The sequence below is a fragment of the Mesorhizobium sp. M0040 genome (genome assembly GCF_040323505.1).
In the GTDB taxonomy this organism is placed as follows: Bacteria; Pseudomonadota; Alphaproteobacteria; order Rhizobiales; family Rhizobiaceae; genus Mesorhizobium.
Window position 1 is genome coordinate 39,700 of record NZ_JAMYVA010000022.1, and the last position, 15,070, is coordinate 54,769.

Sequence of the window (15,070 nt, forward strand, 5' to 3'; positions counted from 1 at the left end):
TTTCACGCACACGAGATCGTGATAGTGGGAATTGGCAATCCGGCAGAAGCGGCCCGGCCTTGGCCGCCTTCATGACCAGGAAGAAGGGCTGAAAAAAATGGGCGCCGGTGCGGAAGCTGCCGATCTCCCCCCTTGTGGGGGAGATCGGCGCTCCACCGTCGTGCCCTACGGATAAAGCCTCACCTTGTCCCAACCGCCCTCGGCGTTGCGCGAAAACACGACACGGTCGTGCAGCCGGAACGGACGGTCGTGCCAGAACTCGATGGTCTGCGGCACGATGCGGAAGCCTGACCAGTGTTTTGGCCGCGGGATGTCGCCGATCGCATGGCGCGCCGTGTATTCGGCGACCGCCTTTTCCAGCGCGAAGCGGCTTTCCAGCGGCCGCGACTGCTTGGAGGCCCAGGCGCCGATGCGGCTGCCGCGCGGACGCGTCGCGTAATAGGCGTCGGCTTCGGCGTCGGTGACGATCTCCACCGGGCCGCGCGCTCGCACCTGCCGGCGCAGCGATTTCCAGTGGAAGCACATCGCCGCTTTCATGCTGCCAAGAATCTCACGGCCCTTGGCGCTCTCGAAGTTCGTGTAGAAGACAAAGCCGCCCTCGTCGAACCCCTTGAGCAGCACCATACGCACATTCGGCATGCCTTCGGCATCAACGGTCGCCAGCGCCACGCTGTTGGGGTCGTTGATCTCGCTCTTCGTCGCGTCGTCGAGCCACGCCGCAAAGAGCCGGAACGGCTCCGCCGCCTCGGTAAAGTCACCGCTTGTTAACCCGGTTTCGCTCATAGTTTTCCCAAATTTGTCGCCGGCTGGGGAGATTGCCGATTGTCGCGTATCGCGCAAGCTTTTGACAGTGGGCAATGGAGCGTTATCGCTTCGGCCAGCGCCAAAGCCATGATCGTGACAATCATCCTGCCGCTTGCCGCGTGTGGCGGCGGCTTCAGCCTGGAGCAGGCGGAGGTCGACCGTTCGGTGCTGACATCGAGCACGCCGGCCTCAGTCACGCCGCTCGATCAGGACCGCGCTTCCGACCAGGCCACGATCCGCAATGCCGTGTCCTCCGCCGACGTCGAGCAACTGGCCGGGCAGGCCGTTCCCTGGGCGAATGCCGACACCGGCTCGCGCGGCTCCATCACCGAGCTGGCGGAAGTCAGGGCTAACGGCGAGACATGTCGTCGCTTCACCGCGTCGCGCGAAAGCTTCGACGGCGTCGCGCTGTTCAAAGGCGAAGTATGCCTGGCCGGCGGCAGCGCCTGGCGAATGCAGGACTTCAAGGCGCTCTGATTTTCCGCCGGCGATATAGTGGTAAGCCACTGGAATTTCTTCCTATGCAAGCGCATATAGGAGGCGATCATGGAACCACTCCTTCTCCAGGGCAGTAAGCATGCGCGACCCCTATGAGGTGCTGGGCGTTGCCAAGAACGCATCGGCCAAGGACATAAAATCCGCATACCGGAAGCTCGCCAAGAAGTATCATCCGGACCAGAATCCGGATGATCCCAAGGCGAAGGACCGTTTTGCCGCCGCCAACCAGGCTTACGAGATCGTCGGCGACGAGAAGAACCGGGCGGCATTCGATCGCGGCGAGATCGACGCCGATGGCAAACAGCGTTTCCAAGGTTTCGAAGGCGCGGCTGGCGGCGCCGATCCTTTCGCCGGTTTCCGCCGGCAGCAAGGGCCGGGCGGCGCGCATTTCGAATTCCGCACGGGCCGTCCCGGCGGCGATCCGTTCGACGGCAACAGCGACATCTTCAGCCAGATCTTCGGCGATGCTTTCACCCAGCAGCGCGGCGCCGGCACCGGCGGCCGCCGCCAGGCCCCGACCGCCGCCGATCTCAACGTGACGCTGGACGTCACCATCGAGGAAGCCGCCACCGCCGAGAAGGTGACGGCGATGTTCCCCGACGGCCGCAAGATGGCGGTCAAGTTGCCGGCCTATGTCGAGGACGGTCAGACCATCCGGTTGAAAGGCCAGGGTGAGCAAGGACCGGGGCAGCCGGGCGATGCGCTCGTTAAAATCCGTTTCCGCCGGCACCCGCGCTACCGCGTCGAGGGCCGCGACCTGCATGTCGACCTGCCGGTGGAACTGGCCGATGCGGTGCATGGCGCCAAGGTGGCGGTCGAAACCCCGACCGGCAGGATTGCGGTCAATGTTCCCCCTTGGTCGAGCTCGGACAAGGTTCTGCGGCTGAAGGGCAGGGGCCTACCGGAAAAGGCCGGCGGTCACGGCGACCTCTACGCACACGTGCGGCTGATGCTGCCGGAAGGCGGCGACGCCGAGCTCGAGGCGCTGATGCGCCGGCGAAAGGGCTGACGGTCGAAAAGGCTGGCGCTTGATGTCGTGTGTGAAAAGCGGGCACTCCGGGGGGGCATGCCCGCGACCATACGGATCACAATGGAAAGGGAACCTCGTTGACGGCCTGGGAAACTGATGGCTGCAAACCTAGGCGCACAGGAACATCATAGAGCCTGCCGCCGCCCAACCGGGGCTTGGTAGGACGAAGTCCAGGTACAAACACTCGTGCAACAGGCGATTCGGCGTTGTGCGTCAGGTTGACCGCGAAGATCTCAAGTTCCTGCTCGTGGCAGATGTCGAGGCAATAGTTCCAATCCAGTCGCAACTCGGCCGACGAGGCCTGAACTGCTGAATTGCCGGAAAGGTGAGGAAGGCGATGAATGTTCTCGTCCATGTGCCACCGATAGAGGTGCAGCGCGCCGGGGGTGAAGGCCGCCGTGCCGGACGTATCGGCGTTCCGTTTGAGCAGGGTAAGGTTCGCCTCACATTCTGCAAGTTCCCCCACCGCGCGCCGGGCCGCCTCCGACATGGATCGTCCGGCCGCAAATCCGAACGCAATCGCGCCACCCCCGACGTGATGAGAAATTGCAGCGACAATGGGGATGGGCAGGTCAAGCGTCAGGAGCAGAAGCCGCAATTCGCGGTTCTGCGTCAGCAGCCAATCGGCGTACTGGGACGCCAGTCCATCCGACAGCGAAGTCAGGTCTATCCGAGGCAGAATCAGCCGATTGTACCACCATATGGCTGTTGCATCGCGCTCCACGACTTCGCAGAAGCCGCGCACGACCGCGTCCTCTATGCTCGATCCCCTCGCAAGACCATTGGAGTCCGCCGGGGGCAGACCTGATGACTCATCGTTGGGATACCCGAGAAAGCACAATCCCGCAGGCACCCAGGCCTCGCTCGTGCTGAAGCGCGGATCGCTCCGGATCCAGTCCAGTGGCTGCGACCTGCGCCAGCGGATCGGGACCGCGCGGCTATCATCGACGTTTTTGTTCCAATGCAGCCGCTCGCAATACTGCGCATCACTGAAAAGTGTGAGTGCAGGCGGCTCGATCACGCGCCCGCGCAATTCGCCAGCGCGGGCGCGTGAGAGTCGCTCATGAGGGATCATCTGGGCGAAATAGGTTTCATCGGCCTCATACCCGCAGGCGGTTACCGCCTCCTGGGTGGTGTTGCCCCACCCTGACACAAAACGAGAAGGTCTGGCCCCTCGGACGGGGCCGACCGCGACCGTGATCGGGCATCTGAGCGTGGGATCGGTGATCACGATGGGGCCGTAAACCAGGCTTGACCCGCCGGCCCCTGCCTCGGACGCCCGCCGCTCCGGCATTATGGACCCTTCACCCAAGCACGGCCCTCACATGTTCAATCCTCTACAGTATCGGCACCAATTGCTCATTCGCACGCTGACACGCACTGGAGTATGATGCAAACTCCTGCGAGACGCTTTGATATCGTCAAGCCGACGTCGAACATAATATAACCCGCCGAGGGAGAGAATGAACGCGGGCGACAGCAATCTTCAGCGACGTCTGACGGCTATCCTGGCTGCTGACATGGTCGGTTACTCGTCGCTGATGGCCCGCGACGAAGAGCGCACCTTCGCGCTCGTCAAACATCTCATGCAGGACGAAATAGAGCCTAGGATCACGCAGCACCGGGGACGGGTTGTGAGAACGACCGGAGACGGGATGCTCGCCGAGTTTCCAAGCGCTTTCGGAGCCGTGCAGTCAGCAGTGGAAGTCCAGGAACTGCTTGTCGGCCAGTCTTCGGGGAAGGCCAGCCAGGAAATTTTTCTCCGGATTGGGATCAACTTCGGTGATATTATTGTCGATACCGATGGCGATGTGTTTGGAGATACCGTCAACATAGCCGCGCGCCTGGAACAGTTCGCCAGCCCGGGCGGTATCTGCCTTTCCGGAAAGGTACACGACGAAGTTCGCGACAAATTTAATCTTCCGTTTGAATATTGCGGCGAACAGCATCTCAAGAACATTCCACGCCCGATTCCCGTATACTCGTTGTTCCAAAAGCCCAAAGGGCTGCCACCTGCATCGACTGCGCAGATGGCTGGTCCGAGCAAGCCCTCCATCCTCGTTCGCCCGTTCAAGAGCGCGGGCGACGTCCAACCCTATTTCAGTGGCGGCTTCACCGAAGACATCGTCACGGAATTGACGCGCTTTACTCAGCTTACGGTTGCGTCCCATTATACGTCGACGCGGCTCAAGGATGTGGACCTGGTCGCGGATAACGGCGTGGATTTCGTCATCGAAGGCGGGATCCGCCGCATGGGCCGGCGGATGCGCATTACATGCGAGCTGGTCGACGCAACCTCGGGTGAGTGCTTGTGGGCCGAGCGCTACGACGGGGACGAGCAGGACATCTTCGATGTCCAGGACGAACTGATCGGGAAGATCGTCGGGACCGTTATCGGCCGTCTTACGGCCGCAGGCGCCGAGAAGGCGCGGCGTAAACCACCTGCCAATCTCGCGGCCTATGAGTGCGTGCTCCGGGGCAATGCCCTGCCCCTGGGCGACATCGCGGCCGAAATGGAGGCTCGACAGTGGTATCAGCGAGCGATCGAGCTCGATCCATCCTACGGGCGCGCGTACGCAAAGCTCGCCCACTATAAGCAGCTTGAATGGTTTCGTGACATGGGGCCGTCGGATGCGGTGCTTGCCGAGGCTTATGACATCGCCAAAAAAGCGGTGGCGCTTTCCCCCAATGATCCAGTCTGCCTGAACATACTGGGCTGGGTGCTCCTCCACCGTCGTGATTTCGACGTCGCATCTCAGCTATACACACGCGCGCTCGAACTCAATCCGCACGATCCCGAGCAGGTCTCCTATCAAGGGACTTATCAAACATTTGCCGGCGAGCCCCAAAGTGCCTTGGACTGGTTCGAACGGGCGCGAGTGCTCGATCCCCTATACGAGCCTTCATGGTATTGGCCGTTCCGCGGTGTTGCCCATTTCATTGCCCACCGTCCGGATAAGGCAGTTGTCGATCTTGGCCGCTCGTCCACCATGCCGACCTGGGTTAAGGTCTATCTGGCTGCAGCGAACGCCCTGCTTGGCCGAAGCCAAGAGGCGAAGAGCTACACGTTTCTGGTTCTGCGTGGCGCACCGGAGTTCTCCGGGCGGCGGTTCGCCACCAAGGAACCTTACAAGCTGGACGGAGACCGTAGCACGCTGCTCAACGGCATGCGGGAAGCGGGATTGCCCGAGTAGGGACTGGCGACTACCTGCAGCCGAAGAGCACGGCCGTGGCGAGCTCGTCATGGTAGTGCCTGCCCTGGGCGTATTTGTGGTAGTCGTGCAGATAATCGATCAGATCGCTGCGGGTCAGGACCCCCCTCGGCACCTGGGGCACCACCACATTGATCAAGTTCGGTTCGTCCACGTGAACTTCGACAGACACTCCCGTTTCCACGATGTCTTCCAGCACCATTTTGAGATCACGCTTCAGGTCCGCATAGGCGGCAGCATCCGGGATTGCGTCGCCCCCGTCGAGAGGGTCATCCTCGTATTTTGTGGGCTGCCCATTCAGATCTTCTATCGTCAGTGTCTGCGAATGTGGCGCTGTACCGGCGGCGGCGGTCCGGACCCTGATGTTGCCGATGGCACGGCCTGCTTCCGGCCGAAGTCTGATAGTATCACCGACGGCGAAAATCTGCCGATCAATGGTAATTGTTAGGGGATATGTTGAATCCATGGACAAGATACGTGACGAGGCCGGCAAAAGCTTGAGCCAGACCCCTACGATCGCTGCGCCGATCTCTTGGACTTGCCGACCTGGCTTCAATTCTGCCCTGGGCATCGCCGAGGCTCCCCTCCGAGGTCAATGCAAATAGCCTAAACGCATTTTGCATCTGTCGCAAGCAATGCGCAGGCGGCATGCTCGCATCGACTCGATGTTTTCATGGACAGAAAGCCGTATTGGGAGCATTCTGATCCTCGCGGTATCAGTAACGACAGCCGGAGGATGCACGAATGATACTTGCTCAACTTCGTGTGCTGTTGCTCGGCTGTCTCCTCGCCGCTGTCGGAACAGGGAGACCGGAAGCGTCAGGCCAGGAGGGCTTAACCGACAGCGGTGACATCGAAAAGACTTTCATCGTCGACATCGCCAGGGCGGCGGAGTTACGCAAGGATATCGGCGCGCTGAACAAGTTCATCGCAGGCAAGGGCAAGCTGGAAGCGGTGGACATGCCGGATATCGGTATCAGCATCGTGACGGGGACCTTTTCCGAGAGCGAGATCGAAGAGCTGCGCTCCAGAGGATATGAGGAGCCGGATCCTTTCGTGGTGAACCTGTTCGATGGTGCCACCTGCGAGGGGCCGGAACTCCTGGGCATCTCGCCGACTGCGGACGTTGTCCCTCCCAGCGTCTGCAGGGTCGTCGGGTCACCACAGCCGGTGGCTTCAGGATCGCCCACCGTATGGATCATCGACAGCGGAGTGGATTGGAACGTTGTCACCGCCGGGCTCCTCAAGGTTCAGGAAGCCATCGATTGCACGAGCAGCCCATGCCAGACCGTGTCGAGCCTCGACGACACGGTAGGGCACGGGACGATGGTGGCAGCAGTTATCGGCGGAAAGCGTGTCAAGCAGGGCGACCAGTATATAGGTCTGGTTGGTGTCAGCCCCGACGCCCCGCTCAAGATCGTAAAGGCCTTCAGTAAGCTGAAGACCGAAATTTTCGGCCCGCCTCTTCTCGCGCTTCGCCATGTTCGGGACAACGCGGTCGCTGGGGATATTCTGAACGTGAGTTGGGGTGCATTATATCTGGAGAGCACCAGACGCGGAAGCACGTTGCAAGATCTTAAATTTCTCGACGCCCTTCTTTATCAGATCGCCGACCGTCAGGTGCGCGTTGTGGTAGCTGCGGGCAACCCCCGGGAAGACGAAGAGGGCCCTTGGGTACAGTCTTATTTCCCGGCCAATGCGGCGACTTATTTTTCGCCTGTGACGACAGGAAACAAGGTGGGAGCGATATACAGCGCTTCGGCTTCTAACAGCGAATATATTCAGGTGGCAACTCCTGGGAAATGCCAAGGCATCAGCAACGCCTGGTGCGACACGCTATGGCGCGGGGGGGCGTTCGGCGCGTCCTATGCCGAACCGGGCGTCAATGTCCTGTCACTGTGGAAGAGCCGAAAGAACGGCAAGCTCCGGAGGAACATCTGTTCGGGCACATCTTTCGCAGCCCCGGCACTTGCCGGCCTTTTGGTTCGCAACGCGCAGCCGACTAACAAGGCTCTGACAACGGGAAGTCTTAGCCCGAATACGGATCTGCTAGGGTATATGACCGCGGGTACGCCGGTGAACCCAAGTTCGGACGAGCCTAAATGCAACTGACCCGAAGGGCAGCGCTGCAAGGTTTGGCCTTGGCGTCCGCGTTCGGTAGCGTGCGTCTGGCCGGTGCCTCGCTTGTGGACGAAGATCCTCGCCTTCTGCTCGTCCACGTGCGTGGCGGACTCGATGCACTAGCTGCCGTGCCGCCCTACGGCGATCCGCATTTTGCCTCGGCGCGCGGGCCCCTCGTGCCTTTCCCGAACTCTGGCGTCGCCGAGATGCTCAAGCTCGACGAGCTCTTCGCGCTTCATCCGGCGCTCGGGCCCCTCCTGCCCTACTACTCGTGCGGCGAGTTGCTCATCGTGCCCGCGACCGCCATTCCGGATGCGGGCCGGTCCCACGCGGCCGCCCAGGCGGCGCTGTTCGACGGCGATATCGACGGCGGCAGCGCCGGATGGCTCGACCGGGCTTCTTCTGTACTGTCGCGCCGGCAGAAGGCGGTGTGGCGGGCCAGACCGGCCGATCGATCGATGGACATGCTGGCCGATCTTGCGCTGGCCAATCCTCGGCTCGACCTCGTCCGCCTCTGCGCCGAGGGCACTTGGCCGTCCGGCGCAAAGGGCAGCGAAAGCCTGCTGGAACAACATGCCGCATGCGACGCGGCTCGCTTCGGCGACGCGGCCAGGAGCGCGGCGCTTGCCCTGTCAGCTACGGGCGGGCCGCGGATTGCGATGCTCGAGGTGGCCGGCTTCGACACGCATGTGGCGCAGGGAGCGGACTTCGGAAGGCTGGCGCGGAGTTTGAACGGGCTGGCGCGGGGCCTCATTGCATTTGCCCAAGCGTCCGGGCCTGCCTGGAACAGGACGGCGGTGCTGGTGGTCACGGAGTTCGGCCGTTCCGTGGTGCCCAACACCGACGGCGGCACTGATCACGGCGTCGCGAGTGTCACCTTGTTAATGGGTGGCGCCGTTGCCGGCGGGCGAGTAGGCAATCGCTGGCCCGGTCTTGCTCGAGACCTGCTTCATGGCGGAACAGACTTGGCTGCTACGACGGACGTACGATCGATCATAAAGGGCGTGCTGACGGAACACCTGCGTCTTCCTGACCGAGCAATGGCTGAAATTTTCCCAGGCGCTGCCGGGATACCGGCGGTGCGTGGACTGTTTATCGGGAGCCGTTGTCCAGGCGGAGGTCGACTGGCTTCGATGTGATCTCCAGCGCGGTTTAGCTTCTTATCCGCGTCGGCTACGGGACGCATCGGACTGCAGTAGGCGACGCCTAATCTTAAGTGGCCGCTTCTAAGAACCTTCCGGAATCACGGCTATTGTGAAGGGTTTCGAATGCCGGCCTCCCAGCGCGGTCGCCTATAATGTCCGGTTTAAGGCAATGGCCGAGCTAACTTGAATGGCCGAGATGAGGCGCAAAGCGGTCGCCAACGGCCCAAAGTATGGAAGTCGGCTTGGGGTCATGAGCGAGACTTCGGCCGCTGGCCAACGAAACTTCCGCCAAAGGGTCATCTTCCGCCGTGACACCGATACTGGCGTCGGATTTTTCCACTGGCCCACGACTGCAAGGTCAAGGCGCTACAGCGTCCTTTGCGCGCCCAAACGACGCGCGACTCTGTAGACCAGCGGCTTTGTCCCCCGAACTGTCCGCTTTGAACGCTTGAAGGGGCACTGTGGCTGTGCGATAGGCACTCCACAAAGTAGAGAACCTTGCGGAGAGCGCTGACATGGCGGGTGGACGGGGCCTTATGGCCGGCAAGCGCGGCCTTATCCTTGGCATCGCCAACAATCGCTCGATCGCTTACGGCATCGCCAAGGCCTGTGTCGACCATGGCGCCGAGATCGCGCTGACCTATCAGGGCGAGGCGTTCAAGAAACGCGTCGAGCCGCTCGCCGCGGAACTGGGCGCGCATGTCGCCGGCCATTGTGATGTGACCGACCCGGCCAGCCTCGATGCGGTGTTCGCCGACATCGCCAGCCATTGGGGCAAGCTCGATTTCCTCGTCCACGCAATCGCCTTTTCCGACAAGGACGAACTGACCGGCCGCTATGTCGAGACGACGCGCGACAATTTCCTGCGCACAATGGATATTTCGGTCTATTCCTTCACCACCATCGCCAAACGTGCCGAGGCGCTGATGACCGACGGCGGCTCGCTGCTGACGCTGACCTATTACGGCGCGGAAAAGGTGATGCCGCACTACAACGTCATGGGTGTCGCCAAGGCGGCACTCGAAGCCAGCGTGCGCTATCTGGCCGTCGACCTCGGCGCCAAGAAGATCCGCGTCAACGCGATCTCCGCCGGCCCGATCAAGACGCTTGCCGCATCTGGCATCGGCGATTTCCGCTATATCCTGAAATGGAACGAATACAATTCGCCGTTGAAGCAGACGGTCACGCAGGAGGAGGTTGGCGATTCCGGCGTCTATTTCCTGTCCGACCTTTCGCGCGGCGTCACCGGCGAGATCCATCATGTCGATTCCGGCTATCACGTCGTCGGCATGAAGGCGGTCGACGCGCCGGATATTTCGACGGTCAAGGACTGACGCCACCGCCTGACCTCTTCCGGAAGACCTGATGTACCCGCTCGTCTATATCGTGCGCCACGGCCAGACGGCGTGGAACGCCGAGGCCCGGCTGCAGGGGCAGGCCGATACCGACCTCAACGAGCTTGGCCGCGAGCAGGCTAGCCGCAACGGGCGCAGACTGGCCGAACTCATCGACAAGCCCGAAGATTTCGACTTTGTCGCCAGCCCGATGCGGCGCACGCGCGAGACGATGGAGCGCCTGCGCGCGGCGATGAAGCTCGATCCGCACGCCTATCGTACCGAGCCGCTGCTCGTGGAATTGAGCTTTGGCGACTGGCAGGGTTTCACCTTTGCCGAACTCGAGGCGAACAATCCCGGTTCGACCAGGCGCCGCCGCCTCGATAAATGGAATTTCCAGCCGCCCGGCGAGGGCGCCGAAAGCTACCAGATGCTGCTCGAACGGGTGAAGCCGTGGTTCGACGCGCTCGATCGCCAGACGGTCTGCGTAACCCATGGTGGCATCATGCGCGTAATGTTCCGCTTGGTACTGGGGATGTCCGAACAAGATGCGGTCAGCATGGAAGTGCCGCAGGACCGCGTGCTCAGACTGGACGGCCGGCGCCTGGAGTGGCTTTGAGACCGATGATGTAGCGTATGTTGAGATCAGGTCGGGCCGGCATCAGCTGAATATCGACGCGTCCTACTCGGTCGATCCGGTGTCCGGCAGTTCCATGTCGGTGACGACGTTCTCGCCATTCGTCACGTCGTAGGCGAGGACGATGTCCATGCCTGGCTTCAGCGCATCGAGGTCGGTTTCGGCGTTCAGCTTGTAGGACTTGCCGTCGTCCAGCGTCAGCGTCAGCGCATCCTTGTCGACCTTCTTGATCAGGCCTTCGGTCTGGCCGGCGAAGGCGGCGGTGGAAATCAACAGCGTGGCGGCAACAGCGCCAATCAGAATACGCATCATCGTCCTCTTTAATCATTGCCGGTACAGCGGCTCGGTCCAACGGAACGGAACTGAGCAGAAACCAATCGAATGTGTCAAAACTAAATCCGCGGGATCACAGTTTGACCACTGTGGAAAACGCCAATAGAAGGCAGGCGACAGCGCCACGCGTCCTCCTGGACGCGCAAAGGACGCTGTAGCACTTTTGATTTTGTGCATGATCCTTTCCGAAAATCGCTCCGATTTTCGGGGTCATGCGCTGAGCCGGCTCCGACGCCGGCAGGGCTGGTTCCATGTCGCACAACACGTTCGGCCATCTTTTCCGCGTCACCACCTGGGGCGAAAGCCATGGGCCGGCGCTGGGCTGCGTCGTCGACGGCTGTCCGCCAGGCATCCGTTTCACTCGCGACGAGATCCAGGCCGAACTCGACAAGCGCCGCCCCGGCCAGTCACGTTTTGTGACGCAGCGTCGCGAACCTGACGAGGTCAAGGTCCTGTCCGGCTTCATTCTCGATGAGGACGGTGAGACGATGGTCACCACCGGCACGCCGGTGTCGATGCTGATCGAGAATGTCGACCAGCGCTCCAAGGATTATGGCGACATAGCCCGTCAGTTCCGGCCGGGCCATGCCGATTACACTTACGAGGTCAAATACGGCCTGCGCGATTACCGCGGCGGCGGCCGCTCCTCGGCGCGTGAGACGGCGGCGCGGGTGGCGGCCGGAGCGCTTGCCCGCAAGGTCGTGCCCGGCATGGTGGTGCGCGGCGCGCTGGTGTCGATGGGCGATAAATCGATCGATCGCGCCAATTGGAACTGGAATTTCGTCGGCGACGCTGAAAACCCGTTCTTCACGCCTGATCCGGCGTCCGTCGCCGTCTTCACCAAATATCTGGACGGCATCCGCAAGGCGGGCTCCTCGGTCGGTGCGGTCATCGAGATCGTCGCCGATGGCGTTCCGGCGGGGCTTGGCGCGCCGATCTATGCCAAGCTCGACCAGGACATCGCCGCCGGCCTGATGTCGATCAACGCCGTCAAGGGCGTCGAGATCGGCAACGGTTTCGAGGCCGCCCGCATCACCGGCGAGGAGAATGCCGATGAGATGCGCATGGGCAATGACGGCAAGCCGGTCTTCCTGTCCAACAATGCCGGCGGCATCCTCGGCGGCATCTCGACCGGCCAGGCGATCGTCGCGCGTTTCGCCGTCAAGCCGACCTCGTCGATCCTGACGCCGCGAAGGTCGATCGACAAGGACGGCAACGACGTCGAGATCATGACCAAGGGCCGGCACGATCCATGCGTCGGCATCCGCGCAGTACCGATCGGCGAGGCGATGGTTGCCTGCGCCATTGCCGATCATTATCTGCGTCATCGGGGACAGACAGGTAAGGGAGTAGGGGAGTAGGGCAGTATGTTTATGTTAATGCCGCCAGGCAGCCATTTTCGCTTTCCCCTACTGCCGTACTGCCCTACTCCCCTATTCCCTGCGAGCGAAGCGAGCACCCATGCCTTACGACCAGAAGAAGATCGTTGAAGCCCTGCGCGCCTTCGAGCGCGGCGAGATCGTCGTCGTTATGGACGATGACGGCCGCGAGAACGAGGGCGACCTGATCGTCGCCGCCGTCCATTGCACGCCGGAAAAGATGGCGTTCATCGTTCGCAACACGTCGGGCATCGTCTGCACGCCGATGCCGCGCGAGGAAGCAAAGCGGCTCAACCTGTCGCCGATGGTGGCCGACAATGATTCCGCCCACACCACTGCCTTTACCGTCAGCGTCGACTTCAAGCACGGCACCACGACCGGCATTTCGGCCGACGACCGCACGCTGACGGTGCGCAATCTCGCCAACGGCAATGTCGGCGCCTCCGATTTCGTCCGCCCCGGCCACATCTTTCCGCTGATCGCGCGCGAAGGCGGCGTGCTGATGCGTTCGGGCCATACCGAAGCCGCTGTCGACCTCTGCAAGCTCGCCGGCCTGCCGCCGGTTGGCGTCATTTCCGAGCTGGTCAATGATGACGGCACTGTCATGCGTGGCCCGCAGGTGCAGGCCTTCGCGGAAAAGCACGGGTTGAAGCAGATTTCGGTTGCCGACCTAATCGCCTACCGGCAACGCAAGGAAACGCTGGTCGAGCGCGTCGCCTGTTCGGACATCGAGACGCCCGGCGGCAAGGCACAGGTCTTCACCTACACGCTGCCCTGGGATTCCATGCATCACGTGGCGGTCGTCTTCGGCGATATCCGCGACGGCGTCGAGGTGCCGGTGCGCCTTCATTCCGAGGACGTGGTCAGCGACGTCTTCGGCACCAGCCACAGGCTGGACGCCATCATGAAGGCGATGGGCGAGCGCCAGCGCGGCGTCATCGTCTATCTGCGCGAAGGCTCGGTCGGCGTCGCCCATCAGGAACGCAAGCGGCCGGCTGCCGGCGACCGAGAGGATCATGAAGAGGCGCGCCGGCGCGAGAACGAATGGCGCGAGATCGGCCTCGGCGCGCAAATCCTCAAGGATCTCGGCATTTCCTCGATCAATCTGATCGCCTCGCGCGAGCGCCATTATGTCGGCCTCGAAGGTTTTGGCATCCACATCGCCAAGACCGAGATTCTTTAGGCCATTCTCACGATGCTGGTATGCGTCCGGCCCCGCCTCGGGGCCGGACGCACCGGAAACTATTCCGCAGCGACCGCGGCTGCGTCGCATGCAGCCATCTCGCAGTTCGGCGCGGCAAGGCTGCGCTGGCCGGCGAGCACGATGACCAGCGCGATTGTGCCCGATGCCACCGATACCCAGAACCCGTTCTGCGCGCCGAAAGCGTCCACCACCCAGCCGGCGGCGAACGAGCCGAGCGCCATGCCAATGCCGATGCCGGTCATCACCCAGGTCACGCCTTCGGTCAGCACCGCCTCGGGCACGCGCCGTTCGATCAGGCCAAATGCCGTGATGAAGGTCGGCGAAATCGCCACGCCGCTGACGAAGACGGCCAGTGCCAGCAGCGGTACTGTGTCGGCGACGAGCAGCGGCAGCGTGGTAAGCGCAATGATGGCGATTGCGATGGCAAGCTGAATTTGCAGCGGCAGTTTCAGGTTCAGGGCGCCGATGATGATGCCGACGACGAACGATCCGAGCGCGTAGACGCCGATGACGAAGCTGGCGGCCCCTGGCTGGCCAAGCTCCTTGGTGATCGCCACCGTGCTCACCTCCGTGGTGGCGAAGGTCGCGCCGATGAAGATCAGGGCCAAGGTGATGATCTGGACCGGCCGCAGGCGGATTGCCGAGCCGCCTGAACCATGTTCCACCGGTCGGGCTCGCGGTTCGGTCGAGCGCTGCAGGATGAAGGCCGTCGAACCGAAGGCGAGGAACAATGTGCTCGCGAGCACTCCCGCTTCCGGGAAAAGCGCGACGCTCAGCCCTACCGACAGCGATGCGCCGGCGATGTAGACCAGTTCGTCCGCCGCCGACTCGAAGGCGAACGCCGTGTTCAGCTCGGGGCGGTTGCGAAAAATCTCGGTCCAGCGTGCGCGCACCATTGCCGGGATGCTGGGCATGACGGCGGCGAGCAGCGCCGAGACGAATAGCGTCCATATCGGCCAATGCTGATTGGCCGCCGCAATCAGGATCGCGAAAGCGAGCGTGGAAATCACAGTGGTCGGCACCACAATCCGCGTCTGGCCGAGGCGGTCCACCAGCCGTGATACCTGCGGGGCGACGAAAGCGTTGGCCAGCGCATATGTCGCGGAGACGGCGCCGGCCAGCCAGTATTCGCCATCGGTCTGCGACAGCATCGCGACGATCCCGATCGGAGCCATGGCGATCGGCAGCCGGGCAGCGAAGCCGGCGGCGGCAAAGCCCTTGGCGCCGGGCGCGCGAAAGATCTGGGAATAGGGATTTTGCATGGTCTGGCTCCTCGACAACGGTCGGTTCGGCGATTACATACGTGGCGTATGAGTTTAAATAGATCATACGCGGCGTATGTCAATTGGCATACGAGACGTATGTTAATAGGG

Annotated in this window: 14 protein-coding genes; 9 read left to right on the forward strand and 5 right to left on the reverse strand. The window is 62.2% G+C overall.

The window, feature by feature from the left end; genetic code table 11:
• Window positions 1-165: 165 nt before the first annotated feature.
• Entirely contained in the window at window positions 166-783 is a 618-nt protein-coding gene (gene pdxH, locus NKJ91_RS19455) for a pyridoxamine 5'-phosphate oxidase (protein WP_292663882.1), read from the reverse strand.
• 39 nt (window positions 784-822) lie between these two features.
• On the opposite strand from pdxH, the gene NKJ91_RS19460 reads away from it, so the two are divergent.
• Both NKJ91_RS19460 and NKJ91_RS19465 read left to right on the forward strand, forming a co-directional pair.
• Window positions 823-1,281 carry an RT0821/Lpp0805 family surface protein gene (locus NKJ91_RS19460; protein WP_352456869.1) on the forward strand — a complete coding sequence of 153 codons (459 nt, stop codon included), beginning with the start codon at window positions 823-825 and terminating at the stop codon, window positions 1,279-1,281.
• A gap of 100 nt (window positions 1,282-1,381) precedes the next feature.
• Window positions 1,382-2,311, forward strand: a complete 930-nt coding sequence (locus NKJ91_RS19465) for a DnaJ C-terminal domain-containing protein (protein WP_352456870.1) — start codon at window positions 1,382-1,384, stop codon at window positions 2,309-2,311.
• A 76-nt stretch (window positions 2,312-2,387) separates the two neighbouring features.
• On the opposite strand, the gene NKJ91_RS19470 is transcribed toward NKJ91_RS19465, so the two are convergent.
• Window positions 2,388-3,563 carry a YcaO-like family protein gene (locus NKJ91_RS19470; RefSeq protein ID WP_352456871.1) on the reverse strand — a complete coding sequence of 392 codons (1,176 nt, stop codon included), beginning with the start codon at window positions 3,561-3,563 and terminating at the stop codon, window positions 2,388-2,390.
• Window positions 3,564-3,795: 232 nt separating this feature from the next.
• Between NKJ91_RS19470 and NKJ91_RS19475 the strand changes: the two genes are divergently transcribed.
• Window positions 3,796-5,526 carry an adenylate/guanylate cyclase domain-containing protein gene (locus NKJ91_RS19475; protein ID WP_352456872.1) on the forward strand — a complete coding sequence of 577 codons (1,731 nt, stop codon included), beginning with the start codon at window positions 3,796-3,798 and terminating at the stop codon, window positions 5,524-5,526.
• Window positions 5,527-5,536: 10 nt separating this feature from the next.
• Here the strand turns inward: NKJ91_RS19475 and NKJ91_RS19480 are convergent, their stop codons facing one another.
• Window positions 5,537-6,115 (reverse strand): hypothetical protein, encoded by a 579-nt coding sequence (locus NKJ91_RS19480; RefSeq protein WP_352456873.1) that lies wholly within the window; start codon window positions 6,113-6,115, stop codon window positions 5,537-5,539.
• A gap of 173 nt (window positions 6,116-6,288) precedes the next feature.
• On the opposite strand from NKJ91_RS19480, the gene NKJ91_RS19485 reads away from it, so the two are divergent.
• From NKJ91_RS19485 to NKJ91_RS19500, 4 genes are all read left to right on the forward strand, one after another.
• Window positions 6,289-7,656, forward strand: a complete 1,368-nt coding sequence (locus NKJ91_RS19485) for a S8 family serine peptidase (protein ID WP_352456874.1) — start codon at window positions 6,289-6,291, stop codon at window positions 7,654-7,656.
• A complete protein-coding gene (locus NKJ91_RS19490; RefSeq protein ID WP_352456875.1) occupies window positions 7,647-8,804 on the forward strand; it encodes a DUF1501 domain-containing protein in 1,158 nt (385 codons plus the stop codon). The genes NKJ91_RS19485 and NKJ91_RS19490 overlap by 10 nt, the downstream gene beginning before the upstream one ends.
• Window positions 8,805-9,325: 521 nt before the next feature.
• Window positions 9,326-10,144 carry an enoyl-ACP reductase FabI gene (gene fabI, locus NKJ91_RS19495; RefSeq protein WP_031211054.1) on the forward strand — a complete coding sequence of 273 codons (819 nt, stop codon included), beginning with the start codon at window positions 9,326-9,328 and terminating at the stop codon, window positions 10,142-10,144.
• Window positions 10,145-10,175: 31 nt separating this feature from the next.
• Window positions 10,176-10,763, forward strand: coding sequence for a histidine phosphatase family protein (locus tag NKJ91_RS19500; RefSeq protein WP_352456876.1), 588 nt, complete (start codon window positions 10,176-10,178; stop codon window positions 10,761-10,763).
• A 63-nt stretch (window positions 10,764-10,826) separates the two neighbouring features.
• Here NKJ91_RS19500 and NKJ91_RS19505 read toward each other — a convergent pair whose 3' ends face one another.
• Window positions 10,827-11,090 carry a DUF1344 domain-containing protein gene (locus NKJ91_RS19505; RefSeq protein WP_023716902.1) on the reverse strand — a complete coding sequence of 88 codons (264 nt, stop codon included), beginning with the start codon at window positions 11,088-11,090 and terminating at the stop codon, window positions 10,827-10,829.
• 275 nt (window positions 11,091-11,365) lie between these two features.
• On the opposite strand from NKJ91_RS19505, the gene aroC reads away from it, so the two are divergent.
• A complete protein-coding gene (aroC, locus tag NKJ91_RS19510) occupies window positions 11,366-12,475 on the forward strand; it encodes a chorismate synthase (RefSeq protein WP_352456877.1) in 1,110 nt (369 codons plus the stop codon).
• 100 nt (window positions 12,476-12,575) lie between these two features.
• A complete protein-coding gene (gene ribB / locus NKJ91_RS19515) occupies window positions 12,576-13,676 on the forward strand; it encodes a 3,4-dihydroxy-2-butanone-4-phosphate synthase (protein ID WP_023674113.1) in 1,101 nt (366 codons plus the stop codon).
• Window positions 13,677-13,735: 59 nt separating this feature from the next.
• Here ribB and NKJ91_RS19520 read toward each other — a convergent pair whose 3' ends face one another.
• The gene (locus tag NKJ91_RS19520; RefSeq protein WP_352456878.1) at window positions 13,736-14,959 is read right to left on the reverse strand and encodes an MFS transporter; all 1,224 of its coding nucleotides are present in this window, start codon (window positions 14,957-14,959) and stop codon (window positions 13,736-13,738) included.
• Window positions 14,960-15,070: the final 111 nt, after the last annotated feature.

What these genes read in the sequence shown, in the direction of transcription:
- fabI (WP_031211054.1), top strand. Translation starts at nt 9,326, where the DNA reads ATGGCGGGTGGACGGGGCCTTATGGCCGGCAAGCGCGGCCTTATCCTT.
- NKJ91_RS19485 (WP_352456874.1), top strand. Translation starts at nt 6,289, where the DNA reads ATGATACTTGCTCAACTTCGTGTGCTGTTGCTCGGCTGTCTCCTCGCC.
- aroC (WP_352456877.1), top strand. Translation starts at nt 11,366, where the DNA reads ATGTCGCACAACACGTTCGGCCATCTTTTCCGCGTCACCACCTGGGGC.
- NKJ91_RS19480 (WP_352456873.1), bottom strand. Translation starts at nt 6,115, where the DNA reads ATGCCCAGGGCAGAATTGAAGCCAGGTCGGCAAGTCCAAGAGATCGGC.
- ribB (WP_023674113.1), top strand. Translation starts at nt 12,576, where the DNA reads ATGCCTTACGACCAGAAGAAGATCGTTGAAGCCCTGCGCGCCTTCGAG.
- NKJ91_RS19465 (WP_352456870.1), top strand. Translation starts at nt 1,382, where the DNA reads ATGCGCGACCCCTATGAGGTGCTGGGCGTTGCCAAGAACGCATCGGCC.
- NKJ91_RS19520 (WP_352456878.1), bottom strand. Translation starts at nt 14,959, where the DNA reads ATGCAAAATCCCTATTCCCAGATCTTTCGCGCGCCCGGCGCCAAGGGC.
- pdxH (WP_292663882.1), bottom strand. Translation starts at nt 783, where the DNA reads ATGAGCGAAACCGGGTTAACAAGCGGTGACTTTACCGAGGCGGCGGAG.
- NKJ91_RS19505 (WP_023716902.1), bottom strand. Translation starts at nt 11,090, where the DNA reads ATGCGTATTCTGATTGGCGCTGTTGCCGCCACGCTGTTGATTTCCACC.
- NKJ91_RS19490 (WP_352456875.1), top strand. Translation starts at nt 7,647, where the DNA reads ATGCAACTGACCCGAAGGGCAGCGCTGCAAGGTTTGGCCTTGGCGTCC.
- NKJ91_RS19475 (WP_352456872.1), top strand. Translation starts at nt 3,796, where the DNA reads ATGAACGCGGGCGACAGCAATCTTCAGCGACGTCTGACGGCTATCCTG.
- NKJ91_RS19500 (WP_352456876.1), top strand. Translation starts at nt 10,176, where the DNA reads ATGTACCCGCTCGTCTATATCGTGCGCCACGGCCAGACGGCGTGGAAC.